Consider the following 24505-nt stretch of genomic DNA (forward strand, 5'->3'; position numbering starts at 1 on the left):
AATATTTTTGATCAAATTAGCTAAACATTATAATGAAGAAAATTTTAATAGGAACCTGTTTTTCTGCATATTGTTTATTTGCCCTCAACTTTTCAGCAAATGCACAGTATGTTTTAAAAGATGCTGATAAACAGTACGAACTATTCAATTACAGCAAAGCAATAGATTTATACGAACAGGCCTATAAAAAGAAACCTACCCTGCACACGGCAGAACGTTTGGCTAGTGCCTATGTATTGGTTTTTAATTATAAACAGGCCGAAAGCTGGTATGCCATTGCAGCTAAAATGCCTGGCAGTAAAGCCGAAAATATCCTGGGCTATGCCAAAGCTTTACAACAAAACTCGAAATACAGCGAAGCCAAAGTACAGTACCTGAATTATATCGAAAAAAAGAAGGATGTATCCGAAAAGCAGCAGGCGGTTTGGATTTCTTCATGCGATTCGGCCTTGAAATGGATAAAGAATCCTAAAAAGGTTGAATTGATTAATCAGAAAGCCCTAAACAGCCCGCAATCAGATTGGGGTGCTGTTAACTACCAGGGCGGTGTGGTATTTACTTCCGATAGGTCGGATGCCCGCTTTGAAACACAGGAAGGTAAACCTTTTTTAAGGTTCGATGGAAGCAAAGAGCCAGATAAAAAGGTTTATGGCTGGACAGGTAACGGATATTTGAAGTTGTATATCAAAACCTCGCCGGCCGATAGTTTACAGTTGTTCCCCATTAAAGCCGGAACACGCTACCACGTAGGCTCAGCAAGTTTTACGGCTGATGGTAAAACCATGTATTTTACCTTAACGCGCATTACCAATGAGCTTGAGCGACTGAAAAAACAACCCACTACAGTTAATGTCGAGATTTTTAGCAGCACAAAAGGAGCCGATGGTACCTGGGGCGAACCCGTTTCTTTTGCCTATAATAATGTAAACCAGTATTCGGTAGGCGATCCTTTTATTACCACTGATGGAAACAGCCTTTATTTTGCTTCCAATATGCCAGGTGGTGTGGGCGGAACCGATATTTATGTTTGTTTAAAAACCGACGCAGGCGAGTGGGGAAAACCGGTTAACCTGAAAGAAATTAATACCGAAGGTAATGAGCGAAGTCCGGTTTTTGATGAGAAAGATAATTTTTACTTTTCTACTGATGGCCGTACCGGAATGGGTGGACTTGACGTGTACCAGGCTTTAAGAACCGGCGCTGGTATTGGTAAAGTAGAAAACCTGGGTTATCCTTTCAACTCTCCTCAGGATGATTTTGGTTTCAGTTTAAACGAAAAGGGAGGTATTGTTTACCTTTCCTCTAACCGCGAAGGTGGTTTAGGCAGCGATGATATTTACACCATCGACCAGAAAATGATTTTGGCTTTCAAACTCGAAGGTCGTGTTTTAGATAAAGAGAGTGGTCAGCCAATTGCAGGTGCTTTGGTTACTTTAGCCAAAGTAAACGGTGGTAGTTTAAAAACAGAATCTGATGAAAACGGTACCTACCGTTTTGATCTCGCCAAAGAATCAGAATATAATGTGTCTGCCGAAAAAACCGGCTACAGGGTAGATGCAGAAAACCTGGCTACCATTGGTTTAACCACTTCTGCCGTACTAAAAGAAGATTTACACTTAGAAGCCGTGGTAATTGACAAAGCCATCCGCATCGAAAATATTTACTATGATTTTGATAAATGGAACATCCGTGCCGATGCTGCGGTAGAGCTGGATAAGCTGGTAAAAATCATGGCCGATAACCCAACCATCTGGATCGAGTTAGGCTCGCATACCGATAGTAGGGGTAAAGACAAGTATAACCTCGATTTATCGCAAAAACGTGCCGAATCTGCGGTACAATACATCATCTCCAAGGGGATCAATAAAAACCGGATAACGGCAAAAGGATACGGCGAAACCCAGCTGTTAAATAAATGCGCCAACGGGGTAAATTGTACCGAAGAAGAGCATCAGTTAAACAGAAGAACCGAGTTTAAAATTGTAAAACAATAAGCTTTTAAGGTTAAAAATATATTTGAATTTTGTAGAAGTCTCCGTCAAAAGCGGGGACTTCTTTTTTTTAGACCATGCTCGTTTCCTTATCAAACTCGCTAACCACTTTTTGTAATCATTCAGCTTTAATTTCTATATAAATGTCTTAAACCAGTAAAAGGCTTAAAGCAGGCTAAAATTTTGATCCTATTTTTTATTGTTTTAACTTCGTGTTAATAATCCCGCAAGTCTTTGTTTATAAAGGCTTCCGGGATTTTTTTTTGTTTTTTTTGCCCGAAATTTTGAACTCAAGTATAGGAGATTTAGAAATTGACTGCAAATAGATGGTGTCTGTCCCCGGTATAAGTAATAGCATTAAAGCTGCCAAATATTTTTAATGCTCCCCAGGTTTAAATGGTTTTTCCTGCTGGATCAATCGAGGTACACCGGTTTAAAGGTTAATTGTTCTTGCCCTGAAAAAGATGGTCATGAGGTATGCTTTAACCCATCAGTATGGTGTGGTAAAAAGATATTCCATTCATCCGAATTAGTTTAAAAGCCATCGGGCGCTAACCAAATGGTATTTGTTATGCTAAACAATTATATATGAATAAAAATCTACCCATTTTTTACTGTTTTTGTTTAGGTATCTGTAATCATCTGGTGAAGAAATCCGGGCATTTTTTTACACCTGCATTATGGGTATTGATCGTAATTATAGCTGGCGTTTCTTCTGCTAAAGCTCAAACAGCTATTTGTGCTACGCCGGGAGCGGATGGTGCAGGAAATTTAAGTACGGCAGCCAATACCTTTTATCCTTCTAAAGCCGGTGCTGTTACGTTAAATGCCGGCAGTACTTCTTTAGAGCTTGATCCGGTTCCGGCATCATTTAAAGTAGGGAGCACTGTGTTTTCATTTGGCAATACGCAGATTACAAAAGGTAATTTATTACTTATTATGCAGATGCAGGGCGCTGATGCCAATACAACCAATACCTCATCGTATGGATCTGGATCGGCTGCTAATAATGGTTCGGGTTATACAGAAGGAACAGTTATAGCAGGTCGTTACGAGTATATCGTGGCACTCAACGATGTAACTACGGCCGGTGGAACACTGCAATTTAAAGGCGCCGGAACAGGTGGAGGGCTTGTAAATGCCTATGTTAATTCGGATGCCACCACAACTAAAGGCCAAAGGCGTTTTCAGATTGTGCGTTTAATGCAATATTCGAATTTAGCGATGAATGCAGATATTAAAACGATTCCCTGGAATGGTAAAGCAGGAGGATTAATTGCCATTGATGTTTCGGGAACATTAAGTATGAATGGGCGCTTAATTGATGCCAGTGCTACCGGTTTTAGAGGAGGATATTTATTACCAAGAACTATTGCCAATACTCAGCAAAGTTTATATGTAACTACCAATTCTACATTGGCCAGTACTAAGGGGGAAGGAATTGTGGGAACGCCCCGCTACATGTGGGATGGTTATAATCAGGTAGATAATGGGACTCAGGGATACCCAAATGGGGATTATGGTCGTGGGGCGCCGGGTAATGCCGGTGGAGGGGGCAATGTACACAATGCTGGTGGTGCAGGTGGCGGTAACGGAACGATAGGAGGAGCAGGTGGATGGGGTTGGAATAGTGGTGATGGTGATAATACAGTTACAGGCGGGCGCCCTGGCTCCACTGTTCCTTATGCTTTGAACAGGTTGTTTCTAGGTGGAGGTGGTGGTGCCGGCGACGCCAATAATGCCACAAATGGTGTTAGAGGTGGCGTAGGTGGTGGGATCATTATTATTACAGCCAATAAAATAGAAGGAACAGGAAGTATTTTAGCCAACGGCGGAAGGGGTGAAGCAGGGGGCTTAAGTGGTGCTGCAGATGGTGCTGGTGGTGGTGGCGCCGGTGGAACCATATTTATCAATGTATCCAGTCCAAGTTCAACAGCTACATTAACCATACAGGCCAAGGGTGGCAATGGGGGCAACTCATATACCACCACAGCCCATGGCCCAGGTGGTGGTGGCGGTGGTGGAGTTGTACACTATAAAATTCCAAATGCTACCGTTAATGTAAGTACTGCCGGAGGCGTAAGCGGAAGAACCAATGATGGTGTTACACAGGCTGGCAATGCCAACTCAAATGTGCCATACGGTGCTACAGATGGTGGCACCCCAGGGGTAACCAATTTGTTTAAGGCTAGTGATTTACCTCCGGAACTTCAGGCTGTAAGTTCAAATTGTTTGCCAAACCTTAAGGTTAGCAAATCGAGGGTTAACCCAACTGTTGCTGTACCTGCCGGATCTACAACTGTTTATACTATTAAGATCGATAATACTGGTGGAGGTGCAGAAGGCGTTTACGTGAATGATCAGCTTCCTTCCGGATTAACCTTTTTATCCGCCAGCATTAGTTATTCAACCAGTTCGTCTACTTCAACTACGTTAACAAACAGCGGAACCGCCGCCTCGCCGGTGATGGGGCCTTTTAGTATTCCCAGTTCAACTTCGGCTACCATCAGTTTAACTGTTAACATTCCGGCAACAACAGCAGCGGGTACTTATAGCAATCCGGCACAGGTTACTTATCTCGATCCGACACGTACAGCTGCTAATCCAAACAGGTCTGTATCACCCTCAAACTTTGCCATTGCCGGCGCCAATACCACTTACGAAACAGGAGGTACGGTAGGGGGCAGCAATTACGATCCAACCTTAAATGATGAAGATTTGCTGTTAACCAAACCCAATATATCCATTGTTAAAACTGTTAATACCTCATGTATTGCCACAGGAAGCAATGCCGAATATACCATAACCGTAAAGAACGAAGGTACCACCACTTTAAACAGCTTTTCGGTAACAGATGAGATTCCGACAGGGATGACTTTTGTAAGCTCTACCGGAACCACAGCCCCCTGGACACGCACGAATACAGGTGCAACTTATACGTTTTCTTACAGTTCTGGTACTGGGCTCGCTGCAGGTGCATCTACTTCTTTCACCCTTACGGCAACTGCTACAACTGTACAGCCTTCTGGTAACTGGTCTAATACCGCCTCGGTTAATGGGGGCAGTAATTCCACCGTTTTACTCTATGCCAATCCAACTACAGCCACATCGTCTATCACTTCAGGTGGAACGGCCTGTAACGATGGTACTTTCTTTATTCAGGGGAATGCCCCAACGGTGGGTAACGGGCAATGGAGTATGGTTTCCAATCCCGGCAATTTCGCAACCCTTAACAACGCCAATCAGGCCAACGCAACAGTTGTGGGAGTCAAAAACGGCTCGCCTGTAACTGTACGGTGGACTATTACCAATGGCAGTTGTACAAGTACTTCCGATTTGGTGCTTACCAATAATAGTGTGTTGCCAACGGGTACTTTAAGCATTGCCGGAACAAGCGGAAGCTCAGCTACAGTTTGTACAGGTACCGCGCTGCCGCAATTAAACATTACCTTTACCGGTACAGGGCCCTGGCTGTATACCTACCGCGATGCGGCAGGTTTGGTCTCGGCAGAAAAGAGCAGCAGCTCATCCAATGTTACCATTACGCCAACACAAGCCGGAACCTACAGTTTGGTTTCTGTTAGAAATTCATCCTGCACCGGAACGGCCTCCGGAACAGTAGTGCTTAACCAAAGTCCAGCTACTGTTGCAGGTACCATAAGTGCTGCGCAAACAATTTGCGCCAATACTGCACCAACCGCATTATCTTTAAGCGGACAAACAGGAAATGTTGTTTTTTGGCAGTCTTCTGCAAATAACAGTACCTGGATAGATATTGCCGGAACCGAAAATTTAACGTCAATTAGCCCCGGCACTTTAACGGCTACCACATATTTTAGGGTAAGGGTTAAAAGTGGTGCATGTGCCGAAGCCACAACCGCTGCCGTTACCATAACGGTAAATCCATTGCCGTCAGGTACCGCAACGCCTTCAAGTCAAACCATTTGCAGTGGTTCAGTTATAACTACTGTTAACTTTAATGGTGCAACAAGTTATACCTGGGTAAGGGATAACGCAACCAATGTTACAGGTATAGCAAACAGCGGCTCAGGAACAAGTGTTAACGGAACACTGACCAACACAACAGGTTTAAGCCAAACTGTAACCTTTACCATAACACCGGTTACCAATGGATGCTCGGGGAGTACTTTTACTTTTTCAGTAACCGTTCAAGGTACAATTGGTGCCGGAGCTATTGCAGCTAATCAAACCATCTGTACCAATACAACACCGGCCCCAATTACCTCCACTACTGCTGGAACAGGTTCGGGAACGCTAAGTTATATCTGGGAAAACTCTACCAATGGAAGTACCTGGAGCACCATATCCGGGGCAACCACGGCAACTTATGCGCCGGGCGTATTGACCCAAACCACCCAATACCGCAGAACAACGGTATCAACATTAAATGGAACAGTATGCCAGTCGGCAGCTACAAGTCCAGTAATCATTACGGTAGGCACAGCCAGTACCATCACCACTCAACCCGTTAATCAGAATGTAAGGGCCTTATCCAATGTTACTTTAATTGTGGCTACCTCAGGCGGTACAGGTACCAGCCAATACCAATGGCAGCTAAGCACCAATAATGGAACAAGTTTTTCTGATATTGTTAATGGAGGAGCATACAGCGGTGCAACAAGCAATACCTTAACCATTACCGGGGTTAATGGCACTATGGAAGGTTACAAATACAGGGTACTGATTAATCAAAGCGATAATGCCTGTGCCAGTGTAATTTCAAATGTAGTGAACCTGACCATAGACTCTGACCGAGATGGTGTACCGGACAGTACCGATCTTGACGATGACAATGATGGCATCCCAGATACTGTTGAGGGGATTACAGACAAAGACGGCGATGGTATCCCCAACTATCTGGATGTGGATTCGGATAACGATGGTATTGTTGATGCGATCGAATCGAACGGAAACGCTAATAACGACCCTGATAAAGACGGTAAATTTGGTACAGGCGCATTTGTAGATACCAACGGAAACGGATTGATTGATACTTTAGATCCTGCTTCAGGTGGTACAGCTTTGGTGATCGGCGATAAGGACAGGGATGGTAAACCAAATTATCTGGACCTTGATTCGGATGCCGATGGGATACCGGATACCTATGAAGCAGCTTTCTACATCATAGATGGCGAAAATGATGGTATTATTGGCACTGGTGCGATTGTCGATGCGGATAAAGATGGGCTTTCAGATTTAAACGATCCGGATTTTGTAACAATAAGTATACTGTTTAACCAGGATAGGGATTTCGATGGTCTTTCCAATTACCTGGATATTGATAACGATAATGATGGGATTATCGACAACATAGAAGGTTTGCCTACCGCTGCTTATGTAGCACCAAAAGGCGTAGATACTGATGGAGATGGAATAGACGATGCATACGATGTAAATAACGGCGGGGCAGTTTCCGGCTACTCGAATATCGACGGGGGAAGTGCAGCCGATTATGTAGATACTGATGCCGATAACGATGGATTTAGAGACTGGTTGGAAAATGCGGTTAACAGTTCGCTGGAAGTAGATGAGAAGAATAACCAGACTGGTGCATCAGTTGCAGATGGCATTATGGATCTATTACCAGATGCTGATGGAGATGGATTAGCCGATATTTATGATAATGATAATGGCAACACCAGTCATATAGGTTACGCAACCAACGGGGGTCAAAAACCAACGGATATGCCTGCTACGCAAACCACAAGTGGCGAACGCGATTGGCGGGCAACCTCCGATTTTGATAAAGACGGGGTGCCTGATGGGGTAGATCTGGATGACGATAATGATGGGATTTTAGATACGGTAGACGGAATGGTGGATAATGGAGGGAGGGATGGTTTACCCAACTACCACGATCTGGATTCGGATGATGATGGTATTCCCGACGTAATTGAAGCCGGAGGTGCCGATCCTGATAATAACGGATGGCCGGGCACCGGGCAGGTGGGTACACAGGTAGATGCAAATGGGGTGCCGCTGGCAGCAAACGGAGGTTATACACCACCCGATAAAGATGGCGATGGCATACCTGATTTTCTGGATCTCGATTCCGATAACGATGGTATTGCTGATGTGATTGAAAATGGTGGGCCAGATCCTGATGGCGATGGGAAAGTAGGCTCAGGCGTACAGAACGATTTTGATAGTGATGGTATTGCAGATATTGTTGATAATTATAATAATCTTGATAGTTCATCACAACTGCCGTCGGGCACGCCAATAGTAGTTAAGGATCAGGATGGCGATGGGTTGTTTAACCATCTCGATCTCGACTCGGATGGAGACGGGATCACAGATGCTGTTGAAGGGCTAGGTGATCCGGATGGCGATGGAATCCCGAATTTCCTCGATCTCGATTCGGATGGTGATGGTATTCCAGATAACATCGAAGCACAAACTACTATCGCTTATATCCCTCCTTCGGGCAGTGATACCAATCAGGATGGCATAGATAATGCTTATAGCACCGGTTTGATGCCTGTTGATACTGATGGAGATGGGAAACCTGATTACCTGGATTTAGATTCGGATAATGATGGCGATAGCGATACAATAGAAGCTTACGATACAGATAATAACGGGGTGGCCAATGTGATAGCGGTGGGCACTGATGCCGATAAGGATGGTTTGGATGATGCCTTTGATAACAACGATGCGGCCAATAATCCAACCAAAGCACAAAGCCCCGGTTCATTTCCTAATCTGGATACGCCAGGCACTCCTGAGCGAGATTGGCGAGAAGATTACAACATTGCTCCGGTAGCAACAGTACCACCTTCAGTTACCTTAACAGAGGATACACCACAGGCATTAACTGGCATTAGCGTAACCGATGCCGATGCCGGTAACCTGAATGTAGTGCTTACTTTAAGCGTACCAGCTGGTCAGGGTACTTTAACAGCCAACAGCGAAGCAGGTATTGCCATTACAGGTACTGGTAGCAACAGTGTAACCATTACCGGAAGCACTACGGCTATTAATGCCTTTATTGCTGGCAGTAAAGTAACCTATGCGCCTGCAGCCAATGCAAATGGCAATGTTACTTTAACAGTAGAGATAAACGACCAGGGCAATACCGGCGGACCAGCACTCACCGATACCAAAACAGTAACTTTAAATATTCAGGCTGTTAACGATATTCCAGTGGTAGCCAATGTGGCGAAGAATAGTACCGAAGATACCAATGTTGCTTTCACCACAACAGATTTTAGCAATCAGTTTACCGATGTTGATGGTACCTTAGCTAAAATACAGGTGTTGAGTTTACCACCTGCAACACAGGGCTTACTTAAATTAAATGGTGTTAATGTAACCGTTGGACAGGAAATTGCTGTGGCTGATCTGGCTAACCTGGTTTTTGTGCCTGCACCTGATTTTAATGGCAATGTATCGTTTAGCTACAATGGCAGCGATGGCGCGGCTTATGCAGCTTCAGCAGCCAACGTAAACATTAATATTGCTGCCGTTAACGATATTCCGGTTATTACTACCGTATCCAAATCAGGCACCGAAGATGTAACCTTAACCTTTACTGCCAGCGATTTCACCAGTCAGTTTACCGATGCTGATGGAGATGCATTAGCCAAAATTCAGGTGGTAACCTTGCCACCTGCCACACAAGGTGTATTGAAATTAAACGGAGTTAATATTGTTGCAGGTCAGGAAATAACTGCGGCGAACCTGGCTAACATTACTTTTGTGCCGGCGCCAAACTTTAATGGTAATGTTAGCTTTAAATGGAATGGAAGTGATGGCACGGCTTATGCGGCCACTCCTAATGATGTAAACATTGTTATTGCCGCTGTTAACGATATTCCAACTATTAACAACATCAGTTTAACCACTGCCGAAGATGTTAACCTGCCATTTACACTAGCTAACTTTAGCAATAATTACAACGATTTGGAGGGCGATGCACTGACAAAAATCCAGCTATCCAACCTTCCTTCAAATACACAGGGAACTTTACTCCTCAATGGCTCGGCCATTACAACAGGTCAGGAAATACTGGCTTCGGATATTCCGAACCTGGTTTTTGCACCGGCAGCCAATTTTAATGGAAATGTAAGCTTTAACTGGGCCGGAAGCGATGGTACTTCATATTCGGCAGTAGCTACAGTCAATATTTCGGTTAGTCCGGTTAACGATCCGCCTGTAATTAGCGATATCGCCAAATCCGGAATAGAAGATATGGGGCTTACTTTTACCCAGGATGATTTTACCAGCCATTTCACCGATGTAGAAAATAGCACATTAAGTAAAATCAAGATCCTGAACCTACCAGCCAATGGTTTGCTTAAATTAAATGGTATCAATATTATTGCCGGTCAGGAAATTAACAGCACTGATCTGGATAAGATTACTTTTGAACCTGTTGCCGATTTTAATGGTTCATCCAGCTTTAACTGGAACGGGTATGATGGAACAGATTATGCCATTTCCGGTAAAAATGTTAATATCACGATCATTCCGGTAAACGATGCCCCATCTTTTACAAAGGGTGCAGATCAGGTTATCAATGCCGGGGCCGGAGCGCAAACAATTAATAACTGGGCTACGGCTATTGCCGCCGGACCCGCAGACGAAATGGCTGCACAGCGTGTAAATTTTGTAGTTACCAACAATAGCAATACCTCCTTTACCGTACAGCCTGCCATCAGTGCTACTGGTGATTTAAATTATACACCAGTTGCCAACTTTGCCGGAAAGGTTACCATAACTGTCGTGTTACAGGATAATGGAGGTACTGCAAATGGAGGCATAGCTCAAAGCGCAGCACAAACTTTTGTGATTACGGTTAAACCTACCGGACTTCCTGATAATGTTAATACGTTTATCAATACCCCTGTAACCACTGATGTTAGGGCCAACGATGGCGCATCAGCAGCCAATACAACAGTGTTGGCCGGAACGGCAGCACATGGTACAACAGCTGTAGATGCTACAGGAAAAGTGACCTACACACCAAATGCTGATTATACAGGTACAGATAGTTATACCTACACCTTAACTACGGCCGATGGGGTTGTGAGCGATCCTGTTACCGTTAATGTAACCATCTATCCCACTGTTGTGCTTTCGGGGCCGGCAATGGTAAATGAAAATGCAGGAACGGTAAACTATACCGTTACGCTCAGTGGTACTCCCGGAACAACGCTGGGAGCGCCGGTAACGGTAACAACAGGCCTTGTACCCAACACTACAAATTCTGCTGATTATAATTTTACAGCAACTACCCTTACATTTCCGGCAGGATCGGTAGTTGGTGCGCCAAGTGGCACCATTACTTTTCCGGTTACCATTGTGGATGATAATCTGCTCGAAAATATAGAAGATTACACGGTTTCTATTGGGAACATTACCGGTCCTGCATCTTTAGCAAATGCAAATATTGTTACTGCCATTACAGATAATGATAATGCCTCGGTTGCTATAGCCAATATTACTGTTGCCGAAAACGTAGCAGGTGCTTTGGCTACTTTTACGGTAACCCTAAGTGGCAATGTACAAAACAGCTTTACCGTTAACTATGCTACAGCCAATGGCACAGCAGTTCAGCCCGGCGATTATACCGCTACTTCAGGAACCGTTACATTTCCGGCAGGATCGCTGAACGGTGCAACACAAACCTTTACAGTACCGGTTATTAATGATAATGTAACCGAAACCAGCGAAACATTTACGGCCACGCTTTCGGGGATAACCGGACTGGCCACCATTGCTACCGCAACAGGTACCGCTACCATTACCGATAACGATCCTGCAACACTAAGTATCGCGGCCACACCAGGTAGTTACGATGAAGCTGCGGGAACAGCCACTTTTACGGTTACTTTAAGCAATGCAATTCAAAATGCCTTTACGGTAGATTATGCCACTGCAAACGGTACAGCAATAGCCGGGCTGGACTATATAGCCAAAAACGGTACCTTAACCTTTCCCGCCGGATCGGCAGCAGGGGCTATCCAGACCTTCACTGTTTCAATTGTTAATGATAATATAGTAGAAGCAAATGAAACCTTTTCTGTTGTATTAAGTAATCCGACCAGTGGTTTGGTTACCATTGCTGCCAATACCGCTACTGCAACGATTACCGATAACGACGTTTCGGTGGCAAGTATTACAGCAGGAAATACCGGCAACGAAAATGGACCGGTAAATGGAACCTTTACGGTTAATTTAAGTAATCCCTCGGCTACCGATACCCAGGTTACCTATTCATTAAGTGGTACCGCCACAGAAGGTACCGATTACAGTACCATTACAACAAAGACCATTACCATTCCGGCCGGTCAAACCTCAGCAAACGTTACCATTCCGGTTAATGTTGATGCCCTGGTTGAAGGAACAGAAACTGTGGTGATGAACCTGCTATCTACCAATAGCGCTTTGGTTAATATCACTACAGTACCTGCCGATAAAACGGCCAGCATAAATATTCTCGATAATAATACGGCTACAGTGAGTATTTCGGCTACACCAACCAGTATAAATGAGGATGATGGAATAGCTACTTTTGCCGTAACATTGAACAATGCAGTTCAAAATGCATTCGATGTTACCTATGCTACTACAAACGGAACAGCAGTGGCAAGCCTCGATTTTACAGCAACCAGCGGAACGTTAAACTTTCCTGCCAATGCCGTTGCAGGTACTACCTTAACCTTTAACGTGCCTGTAAATAACGATAACCTTGTTGAACCATCCGAAACCTTTAACGGAACTTTAACCGGCATTACCAGTGGTTTGGTAAGCATTGCAACGGCAAGTGCAACGGTTACCATAGCGGATAATGATGCGGCTGTGGCCAGCATTGCGGCTGGTATTAACGGTAACGAAACCGGACCGATAAATGGAACCTTTACCGTTACTTTAAGCAATCCTGTTTCAGCCGACACCCAAATTACCTATACCTTAAGTGGTACGGCAACTGAGGGAAGTGATTATGGTACAATTGCCAATAAAACCATTACCATTCCGGCAGGACAAACTTCGGGTAACATTACCATTAATGTTCAGGCCGATGCACTTACAGAAAGTACCGAAAATGTAATTGCAACTTTGCTTACCTCAAACAGTGCAGCAACGGTGAATACGGCTCCGGCGAGCATCAATGTTATTGATGCCAATACCGCCAGTATAAGTATTGCCACAACACCCGTCATTAACGAATCGGCTGGGACAGCAACCTTTACCGTAACTTTAAAAAATGCGGTTCAAAATGCATTTAGTGTAAATTACAGCACGGCTGATGGAACTGCAAATGCAGGCCTTGATTATACTGCAGCCAGCGGAACATTAAACTTCCCTGCCAATGCGGCTGCAGGAACCGTATTAAGCTTTACCGTTCCGATCAATAACGATAACATTGCCGAGATTTCAGAAAATTTTACAGCTACATTAAGCGACATTACTGGCGGGGTAGTGGTAATTAGTAATGCGACTGCAACCGCAACTATTACCGATAACGATGCTGCAACTGTATCGGTAATTGCAGGTACGAACGGAAATGAAAGCGGACCTGTAAACGGAACGTTTACCGTTAAATTAAGTAATCCATCATCAACGGATACACAAATTACCTACACCTTAGGCGGAACAGCAACTGAAGGTGCCGATTACGACAACATTGCAGTTCAAACAATTATCATTCCTGCAGGAGAAACCACTACAGGCATTGCTATTCCGGTTAAACCCGATGCAATAGTTGAAGGGCCGGAAACTGTAGTGGCTACAATTGTGGCTACAAACAGTGCACTGGTAACAGTTGCACCAAGTCCGGCTGATGGAACAGCAACCATTATTATAATCGATAATACCACGGCAAGCATAACCGTTACGGCTACAAATGATGGGGCTGAGCCAGGTACGCAAGGCTTATTTACCTTTACTTTGAGTAACGTAGCTACAACCGATACGCAGATTACTTACGTCCTAACGGGAACTGCAACCAGCGGAACAGATTACAGTGCCTTGGGTACAACGGCGACTATTCCGGCCGGACAAACCAGTATAACCCTACCAGTACTTGTACTCGATGATACTTTTGTCGAGCCAGCTGAAACTGTTATCCTAACCATGGTAGCTGCCACCAGCAATCCCGCCATTACGGCAAGTACCACTGCTGCAACCGTAAATATCAGCGATAATGATAATGCAACAGTAGCGGTAGGCAACGTTTCGGTAACGGAGAATGGTACCAATGCTACTTTCACAGTAACTTTAACCGGTAATGTTCAGAATTCATTTACCGTAAATTACGCTACTGCAAACGGATCGGCATTGGCCGGCACCGATTACACCGCCACAACTGGTAGCGTAACATTTCCGGCAGGTTCGCTTAGTGGCGCAACGCAAACCATTAACATCCAGTTAATTAACGATAATATTGCCGAGCTTGCCGAAACCTTTACACTAACGTTGAACAGCATAAGCGGAGGATCAACTGTAACCATTCCTGCTGCCGGTGCAACCGGAACCGCAACCATAACCGATGATGATGCGGCCAGCGTGGCGATTGCCAATACTTCTGCTACCGAAAGTGCCGGTAATATGGTTTTCACAGTTACTTTAACCGGTAATGTTCAGGATGCTGTTTCGATTAATTACAATACGGCAGATAACACAGCCATTTCTGCTACCGATTATATTGCGAAAACGGGTGTGGTTACTTTTCCTGCCGGATCGGTATCTGGCGCAACACAAACGATTCTGATCCCGATCAGAGACGATAACGTTACCGAAAATGCCGAAAGTTTCAAAGTGACATTAAGTGGTGCTGATGCTCCGCTTACCATCACCCAGGCTGAAGGAATAGGAACCATTAATGATAATGATGCGTCAGCAGTGAGCATTTCTGCCACACCTGCCAGTGTTGATGAAGCGGCAGGTACAGCAACCTTTACGGTAACCTTAAACAATGCGGTACAGGCAGGCTTTAGTGTCGATTATGCAACGGCCAATGGAACGGCTACCTCTGGTAACGATTACACTGTTACCAATGGAACATTAAACTTCCCTGCCGGATCTTTAGCCGGGGCAACGCTAACCTTTACCGTTCCGGTTATCAACGATAATCTTGTTGAACCGGCCGAAACTTTTATCGCCACAATCAGCAATGTAACGGGTGGTTTGGTAACCATTGCAACCAGCACGGCTACCGCGACCATTATCGATAACGATACAGCGATCGCCACCATTACTCCGGGTACACCAGGTAATGAAAAAGGTCCGGTGAACGGCACATACACGGTTACCTTAAGCCATCCATCGGCAACGGATACGCAGCTGAGCTTTACCTTAGGCGGTACGGCTACTGAAGGAAGCGATTACGCTACAATCGTAACTAAAACCATTACCATACCAGCGGGTCAAACTACAGCAATCATTACTATTCCGGTGTTAACCGATGCAATAATTGAAGGTGCCGAAACCGTAATAGCCACATTAACGGGTACCAGCAACCCTGCTATAACCGTAAGCAACACGCCGGCAAGCCTCAATATTAGCGATAATACCACCGCCACAGTAAATGTAGCTGCAACAGCTAATGGGGCCGAGGCAACTACTCCGGGTACCTTTACTTTTACCTTGAGTAACATAGCTACAACAGATATTCAGCTTACTTATTCAGTTACCGGAACGGCAACCAGTGGAGCAGATTACACCAGCATGGGCACAACAGTGACCATCCCGGCCGGACAAACCACTGCAACTGTTACCGTGCCGGTATTGGATGATAATACTGCCGAAGGCAATGAAACGGTAGTTTTAACCCTGACAGCCGCTACAAGCAATTCAGCTGTTACTGCCGGTACAACACCGGCAACGGTTAATATTAGCGATAACGATACCGCTGTAGCCACCATTACAGCTGGCACCACAGGCAACGAAAACGGGCCGGTAAACGGTACCTTTACTGTAACTTTAAGTAATCCAGCTGCCCAGGCTACCACCATTACTTATACCTTAAGTGGTTCGGCAACCGAAGGAAGTGACTACAGCACTATGGTAACCAAAACCATTACCATTGCTGCCGGTCAAACCAGTGGAACCATTACCATTCCTGTATTAACCGATGCTGTGCTTGAAGGTACAGAAACCGTAATTGCGAGCCTGGCTACATCAGATAACCAATTGGTAGACATCAACAATATTCCCGCTACTATCAATATTCTCGATAATAATACAGCAACAGTCAGCATTTCGGCTTCACCGGTTAGTATAAACGAGACCGACGGAACAGCAACTTTTACCGTAACCTTAAGCGATGCCGTACAAAATGCTTTCACCGTTGATTATACAACCGCAAATGGAACAGCAGGTGCAGGTTCAGATTATGCCCCTACCAGCGGAACATTGACTTTCGCGGCCGGATCTGCTGCGGGTACAACATTAACCTTCTCGGTTCCGATAAATGACGATAACCTGGTTGAGCCAGATGAAACCTTTAATGGTACCATTGCTAATGTAACCGGTGGACTGGTAACCATAGCAGATAGTTCGGCAACGGTAACCATTACCGATAATGATATTTCGGAGGCTACTATAAGCTTGGGTATAAATGGTGATGAAACCGGACCGGTAAACGGAACATTCATGGTTACATTGAGTAAACCTTCATCAACAGATACCCAGCTTACTTATACGTTGGGGGGCACTGCTACAGAAGATATCGATTACGCAGCCATCGTGACCAAAACCATCACCATTCCGGCAGGTCAAACAAAAGGAACCATTACCATTCCGGTGTTAACCGACGAGATTACCGAAAATATCGAAACGGTTATTGCTACTTTAACCTCAACAAGCAATCCATCGGTAAGCATCAGTACCACTCCGGCCACGCTTAACATTCTGGATGCCAATACTGCCAGTGTAAGTATCTCTACCGCATCATCGGTAAATGAAGCAGATGGAACTGCAACATTCTTGGTAACCCTGAATAATGCTGTTCAAAATGCTTTCAGTGTTGATTTTGCAACGACAAGCGGAACTGCTACATCCGGATTGGATTACACTGCAACCTCCGGAACGTTAAATTTTCCGGCAAATGCTCCAGCCGGTACTGTTTTAAGCTTTACAGTTGCGCTTAACGACGATAATATTGCCGAACAGGATGAGACTTTCAGCGCCGAATTAAGTAATATTACCGGAGATGCGGTATTAATCAGTAATGCCACTGCAACAGCCACCATTATCGATAATGATGTTTCTGTAGCAACCATTACAGCTGGTGCATCAGGAAGCGAAAATGGCCCTGCAAATGGAATCTTTACGGTAACCTTAAGCCATCCATCATCAATTGATACACAGCTTTCTTATACTTTAGCTGGTATGGCTGTTGATGGCAGTGATTATACATCGACTGTAGCCAAAGTAATAATCATTCCGGCGGGAGAAACCACAGGAACCATTATTATTCCAGTATTATCCGATAATTTGGTAGAAGGTACCGAAACGGTCATAGCAACTTTAACTGCTTCCGGCAATCAGTTGGTAACTGTAAACAATACACCGGCCACGATTAATATTGCCGATAATACCGTAGCTACAGTAAACGTAGTGGCAACCAACGATGGAGCTGAACCCACAAAGCATGGTTTATTCACATTTACGATGGATCATCCGGCTACAACCGACACACAAATTACCTATAATTTAAGCGGAACGGCCGTAAGCGGTTTAGATTTTACCGCAATGGGCACTACGCTAACCATTCCTGCAGGACAAACTACGGCCACATTAACCGTACCTGTATTAAACGATAATATTGCCGAAGAAACAGAAACAGTAACTTTAACGATGGTAGCAGCAACCAATAACGCTGCTATTACAGCCAGCACCATACCGGCAACCGTAAATATTACCGATAATGATACGGCCATAGCCACAATCACTGCTGCAACACCTGGAAATGAAAACGGACCTATAGCAGGTACTTTTACCGTTACACTAAGCAATCCGTCGTCGGTGCCAACTACCATAACCTACACGTTAGGCGGTACTGCAACAGAAGGTAGCGATTACACCACTATAGCTACGAAAACGATCACCATTCCTGCCGGACAACTTACAGGCAGTATTAATATTCCGGTAATGGCTGATAACGTGGTAGAAGGAACGGAAACTGTTATAGCTACCTTAATCAATAGTACAAATGCATTAGTAAGTATAAATAGTACTCCGGCCAGCCTTACTATTGCTGATAACAGTACAGCAACAGTAAGGGTAGCAGCAACAAACAACGGAACTGAGCCAGCAACCTCAGGCCTGTTTACATTTACCCTAAGTGATGTGTCGACTACCGATACCAAAATTACTTATGCAGTTGGTGGAACGGCAACAAGCGGAACCGATTACACTGCAATTGGTACAACGGTAATTATTCCTGCCGGCCAAACCTCCGCAACAGTAATGGTGCCGGTAATAAATAACAATATTGCAGAAGGAACCGAAACGGTTATTTTAACCATGCAGGCTACAACAAATAATGCCGCAATTACAGCAGTTACAACACCAGCTACAGTAGATATTACCGACGATGATACAGCTATAGCAAGCATAGCTGCAGGAAGAAACGGAGCTGAAAATGGTCCTGTTAACGGAACTTTTGTACTAACATTAAGCAATCCTTCATCACAGCCAACAACCATTAGTTATACCATCGGTGGTACAGCAACGGAGGGAAGTGATTATACAACACTGGTAAGCAAAACCATTACCATTCCAGCCGGACAAACTAACGCTCTCATCAGTACTCAAACATTGGCCGATCACCTGGTAGAAGAAACAGAAACCGCTGTTGTTACCTTAACCGGCACAACCAATCCTTTGGTAAGTTTAAGTAATACACCAGCTAGCATTAATATTATTGATGATACTAAAGCAATAGCAACCGTATCTGCAACAGGGAATGGGGCAGAGCCAGCTACTGCCGGCCAGTTTACCTTCACCTTGAGTAATGTATCAACCACCGATACGCAAATTAGCTATGCAGTTAGCGGAACTGCAACCAGTGGAGCAGATTATACCGCAATGGCTACAACGGTAACCATTCCTGCCGGACAAGCCACAGCAACAGTAAGCGTGCCGGTATTAAACGACGAACAGGTAGAAGGAATGGAAACCGTTATCTTAACCCTGAATGCTGCAACAAACAATGCAGCGATTACAGCAAGTACAACACCAGCTACCGTTAATATTACCGATAATGATACGGCCGTTGCGAGTTTAACACCTGGAGCATCGGGCAACGAGAATGGTCCTGTGGATGGAACCTTTACCATTACCTTAAGTAAAGCATCAGCTACCGATACACAGCTAACTTATACGGCAGGTGGAATAGCTGTTGAGGGAAGCGACTACTCGCCGGTGGTTAAAACCGTGATCATCCCGGCAGGCGCAACCACTGTAACCATTACTATTCCGGTGTTAACCGATGCTGTTGTAGAGGGAACAGAAACCGTAATACTAACTCTAGCGACTTCAAACAATCCGTTGGTGAGTATAAACAATACGCCTGCCAGCATTAATATTTTCGATAACAATACTGCATCAGTAAGTATCACTGCTCCGCCGGTTATAAACGAAGCAGCCGGAGCGGCAACCTTTACCGTTACTTTAAATACTGCAGTGCAAAATTCGTTTAGCGTTGATTACAATACCACAAACGGCACGGCCACCGCAGGTTTAGATTATACTGCAGCCGCAGGAACATTAATATTCCCGGCCAACTCATCAGCAGGTACAACTTTAACATTCTCCGTGCCGGTTATTGATGATCATGTTGTTGAACCAGCCGAAACCTTTAGTGCTAGTTTAAGTAATGTAATTGGTGGACTGGTGACTATCGGAACCTCGACTGCAACGCTGAGCATTACCGATAACGATACTGCGGTGGCAAGTAATACCCCTGGAGTAAACGGTAACGAAAGCGGACCGGTTAACGGAACATTCACGGTAACCCTGAGTAACCCATCGGCAACCGATACGCAGCTAACCTACACTTTAGCAGGTAGTGCAACCGAAGGAACAGATTACAGCATCGTAACCAAAACAATCACCATCCCGGCCGGGCAAACAACAGGTACGATTACCATTCCGGTTATTGTTGATGCAGTGGCCGAGAGCATTGAAACGGTTGTAGCTACCTTAGGTACTTCTGATAATCCGGCCATCAGTGTTAACGGGACTGCGGCCAGCATCAATTTATTAGATGCCAATACAGCTAACGTAAGCATATCTATCAGTGAAGCAAGCGTTAGCGAAGCTGTAGGTACAGTTACTTTATCGGTAGTACTGAATATAGCAGTCCAGAATAGCTTTACTGTCGATTATGCAACCGCAAACGGTACAGCACTTTCAGGATTGGATTATACTGCAACCAGCGGAACATTAACCTTTCCTGCAAATTCGGCTGCTGGCACTACCCTTAAAGTAATAATCCCGATTATCGATGATCACCTGATCGAAAATTCAGAATCATTTACTGTAGGTTTGAGTAATGTAACAGGGGCAGATGTAGCTATTGGTACCAATCCGGCAACAGTGACCATCGCTGATAATGATCATGCTGCGGTGAGCATTACTGCAGGTGCCAATGCGAATGAAAATGGTTTAATCAATGGAACATTTAATATTACTTTAACCAATCCATCCGCTACATCAACTGCTTTAACCTTTGCCTTAACTGGTACTGCAACAGAAAATGCCGATTACAGTGCTGTAAATAAAACCATTGTAATTCCGGCAGGCACAACAACAGCAAGCATTACCATTCCGGTATTGGCCGATGCTATTGTTGAAGGTACTGAAACCGTTGTGGCTACATTGGTAACTTCGGGTAATCCATTGGTAAGCATTAGCAATATGCCGACTATCATAAATATTACGGATAATACACAGGCTATTGTAACCGTTGTGGCAACAGCCGATGGTGCTGAACCATCAACACCTGGCCTGTTTACCTTTATGCTAAGCCATGTATCCACTACAGATACCAAAATTACTTATACCGTGTCCGGATCTGCAACCAGTGGAACCGATTATGCCTCAATAGGTAACACTGCAACCATCCCTGCAGGACAAACTACTGTAACAGTCGCGGTTCCTGTACTTGATGATAACCTTAACGAAGGGGATGAAACGGTAATCTTAACGATGAATGCAGCAACTAACAATGCCTTAATCATGGCCAATACAACACCTGCTACGGTTAACATCAGCGATAACCACTCGCCAGAGGTTAATTCGCCTGCCATTAGTACTAATGAAGATACTGTCGTTAATGGCACCATTGCCGCGGGCGATGCAGAGGGCGATCCGCTTACCTTTGCGGTTGGCACGGCACCGGTACATGGTAAGGTAGTGCTTAATGCAGATGGCACCTATACTTACACACCAGATCCAAACTATAGCGGAACCGATAGTTTTACGGTAAGCGTAAGTGATGGTAAAGGCGGCACCACCAGGGTAAGTATTTCAGTAACGGTAAATCCGGTTAACGATGCACCGGTTGCTACAGCGCCTGCCATTACTACGCCACAAAATACGCCGGTTAACGGCACCATTACCGCGACCGATGTAGATGGCGATCCGCTTACCTTTACAGTAAGTACACCACCGGTACATGGTACAGTAGTGGTTAATTCTGATGGTACCTACACTTATACGCCATCAGCGGGTTATGTTGGTAGCGATACTTTCACCGTAACCGTTAGCGACGGCAAAGGGGGGCTAACTACGTTAACTATTCCGGTAACGATAACGTTGGTGGCTGCACCAGCCATGAGTTTGACCAAAGTAGCCACCAATACCGTAAACAAAGCCGGTGATGTAATCAACTACAACATTGTGGTAACCAATACCGGTAATGTAAGCCTAAGCAATGTTGTGGTTAGTGATGCGGGTGCCGATGCAGGTTCAATTACGCCAGCCAGCATTACAACCTTATTACCGGGCTCGAGCGTAACGGTAATTGCTAAACATACAGTTACTTTAACTGAAGTAAATGCTGGTTCGTTTACTAATCAGGCATCGGCAAGTTCACAGACGCCAAATGGTGGTACTTTAAATAAACCAAAATCTGATGATCCGAATACGCCGGCTGTTGATGATGCAACAGTAACGGTAATTGAACCGGCATCAACCATTACTTTGGTTAAAACAGGCACCTTAAGCAGCGATGGTAATAGCATTGCCTATAACTTCAGTGTAAAAAATACCGGAAATGTAACCTTGCATATCGTCACTTTAACCGATGCCAAATTAGGATTAAACCAGGTGATTCCTGGTACATTGGTTCCGGGTGCAACTGTAACCGATAGCTTTGTGTATCAATTAACCCAGGCCGATAAGGATGCGGGCAGCGTTACCAATACGGCAACCATAACGGGGCAAACCCCTTCAAATGTTACCGTGAAAGATTTATCCGGAACGGCCGAAAATAACGATACACCAACCGTTACCGTACTTCAGAATGTCGGCACAATCGCATTGATTAAAACCGCAACCTTTAGTGGTAATAAGGTTACTTATACCTTTACCATTAAAAACACCGGTACAGTTACCTTAAATACCATTACTTTAACCGATGCTAAACTTGGTTTAAACAATAAGGTAATTGCGGTAAGCGGCGGACTTGCTCCTGATGCAACTATCACCGATGTTGAAATTTATACCTTAACCCAGGCTGATAAGGATTTAGGTACGGTAACCAACACGGCAAGTGTAAACGCCAAAACGGTTGGTGGTGCAAATGTTTCGGATATTTCTGGTACATCTAACGCCAACAACAATGCAACGGTGATTACGGTGCCTAAATCGCCAAGGGCCGTTGATGATGCAGGTGGAACAGTTGCCAATAAACCTGTAACCATTAATGTACTGGCTAACGATGATCCGGGAAATTCTACCCTCGATCAGTTAACCGTAGAAATTATGATTCAGCCTAAACATGGTAAAGTAACAGTAAATGCTAATGGTAGCATAACCTACACGCCTGATCCGGGCTACACTGGCGATGATACCTTTAGCTACCGCGTAAAAGATGCTTTTGGATATTATACCAACGTAGCTGCCGTAAGCTTAACCGCTAACTTCGCTGGTCTTACCATTCCTAATCTGTTTACGCCAAATGGCGATGGTAATAACGATACCTTCGAGATCATTGGGCTTAACCAGTATCAGGCCAACGAACTTACCATTGTAAACCGTTGGGGTAATGAAGTGTTCCGCGCCAAAGGCTACCAGAATAACTGGACAGGCGAGGGATTGAATGAGGGTACCTACTATTACTTACTTCGCGTTAAAAAAGCAAACACTAATGCGTTTGAAGTATACAAAGGGTACATTACATTGATCAGGGCATTTAAAAAGTAAGATAAGGGCTTTAAGATATCAAGATGATGAAGAAATTAAGAGTACTTATAGCAGGTTGGTTGCTATTGCTTTCGCAGCTTGTATTTGCGCAGCAGGATGCCCAATACAGCCAATATATGTTCAACGGCATCTATATCAATCCGGCCTATGCGGGCTATAAAGAAGTGCTGAATGTGCACAGCTTTTACCGGAGCCAGTGGACGGGTATTACCGGCGCCCCACGGAGTATGTCGCTGGCGGTCGATGCTATTGCCAACAGCGGTAATGTAGGTTTGGCACTTCAGGTGGCCAGCGATAAGTTAGGTGCACAAACCAACCTGAGTATTTATGGCAACTACGCTTACCGCATCCGGATGAATGATGATGGCAGCTCGCGCCTGGCCCTGGGCTTAGGCGTGGGTATGGTACAGCTGGGTATCGATGGTTCAATGCTGAATCCCAATAATCCCGAACCTAACCAACCTGTAGGCGTGCAAACTACCATCGTGCCCGACGCGAGGGCAGGAATATATTTCGCCAACGATCAATATTATGCCGGTTTTTCGGTCGATAACCTCATTGCCACCTACATCAATATCGACCGTTATGCCTTTATCCCTCAACCCAAACCGCATTATTATTTAACTGCAGGCGCTTTGTTCCCACTTTCCGAAAACTTCCAGATCAAACCTTCCTTTCTGTTGAAAGACGACCGCGGAGGCCCAACCAGCCTGGATGTAAATGCCTTTTTGATGATCAAAGATTTTCTTTGGGTGGGCGGCTCGTACCGTACAGGAGTGAAACTCTATAATAAAAGTTATCTGCAGCGCGACCTTACCCCGCGTAACTCAGCAGTTGCTGCGATACAGCTTTTTCCATCAGAGAAAATCAGGATCGGTTATGGTTACGACTTTTCTATCGGCCCGCTACAGGGTTACAGCAGTGGTACGCACGAAATTTCTTTATCTTACTCATTCATCAAACCTAATATCAGAGTAATGAGCCCAAGGGTATTCTAAAAACATATCCCTGCTATGATCTTCATAGGTATGTCTATTTTTAAACGGAAATATAGCTGCTAATCAATATCCCATCTACCCATCTGATGCTGCATATCACCAGGTGTTGTT

The 24505-nt window shown here is 44.7% G+C and carries 3 protein-coding genes; all 3 read left to right on the plus strand.

Annotated elements, in window-relative coordinates; all coding sequences use genetic code 11:
* Window positions 1–32: 32 nt before the first annotated feature.
* The 3 genes from BLR37_RS09920 to BLR37_RS09930 all read left to right on the plus strand — a co-directional run bounded on the left by BLR37_RS09920 (window position 33) and on the right by BLR37_RS09930 (window position 24394).
* On the plus strand, window positions 33–1994 hold the full coding sequence (locus tag BLR37_RS09920) for an OmpA family protein (RefSeq protein WP_090767948.1): 1962 nt from the start codon (window positions 33–35) through the stop codon (window positions 1992–1994).
* Between the two features lie 585 nt (window positions 1995–2579).
* Window positions 2580–23396 (plus strand): Calx-beta domain-containing protein, encoded by a 20817-nt coding sequence (locus BLR37_RS09925; protein WP_090767951.1) that lies wholly within the window; start codon window positions 2580–2582, stop codon window positions 23394–23396.
* A gap of 23 nt (window positions 23397–23419) precedes the next feature.
* Window positions 23420–24394: a PorP/SprF family type IX secretion system membrane protein gene (locus BLR37_RS09930; RefSeq protein ID WP_244154633.1), complete on the plus strand. Its 975-nt coding sequence runs from the start codon at window positions 23420–23422 to the stop codon at window positions 24392–24394.
* Window positions 24395–24505 lie beyond the last annotated feature (111 nt).

The sequence above is a fragment of the Pedobacter soli genome (assembly GCF_900101435.1).
Classification (GTDB): Bacteria; Bacteroidota; Bacteroidia; order Sphingobacteriales; family Sphingobacteriaceae; genus Pedobacter; species Pedobacter soli.

Bases quoted from the DNA above. Each gene is read 5' to 3' on its own strand.
- BLR37_RS09920 (WP_090767948.1), top strand. From the start codon at position 33: ATGAAGAAAATTTTAATAGGAACCTGTTTTTCTGCATATTGTTTATTT.
- BLR37_RS09925 (WP_090767951.1), top strand. From the start codon at position 2,580: ATGAATAAAAATCTACCCATTTTTTACTGTTTTTGTTTAGGTATCTGT.
- BLR37_RS09930 (WP_244154633.1), top strand. From the start codon at position 23,420: ATGATGAAGAAATTAAGAGTACTTATAGCAGGTTGGTTGCTATTGCTT.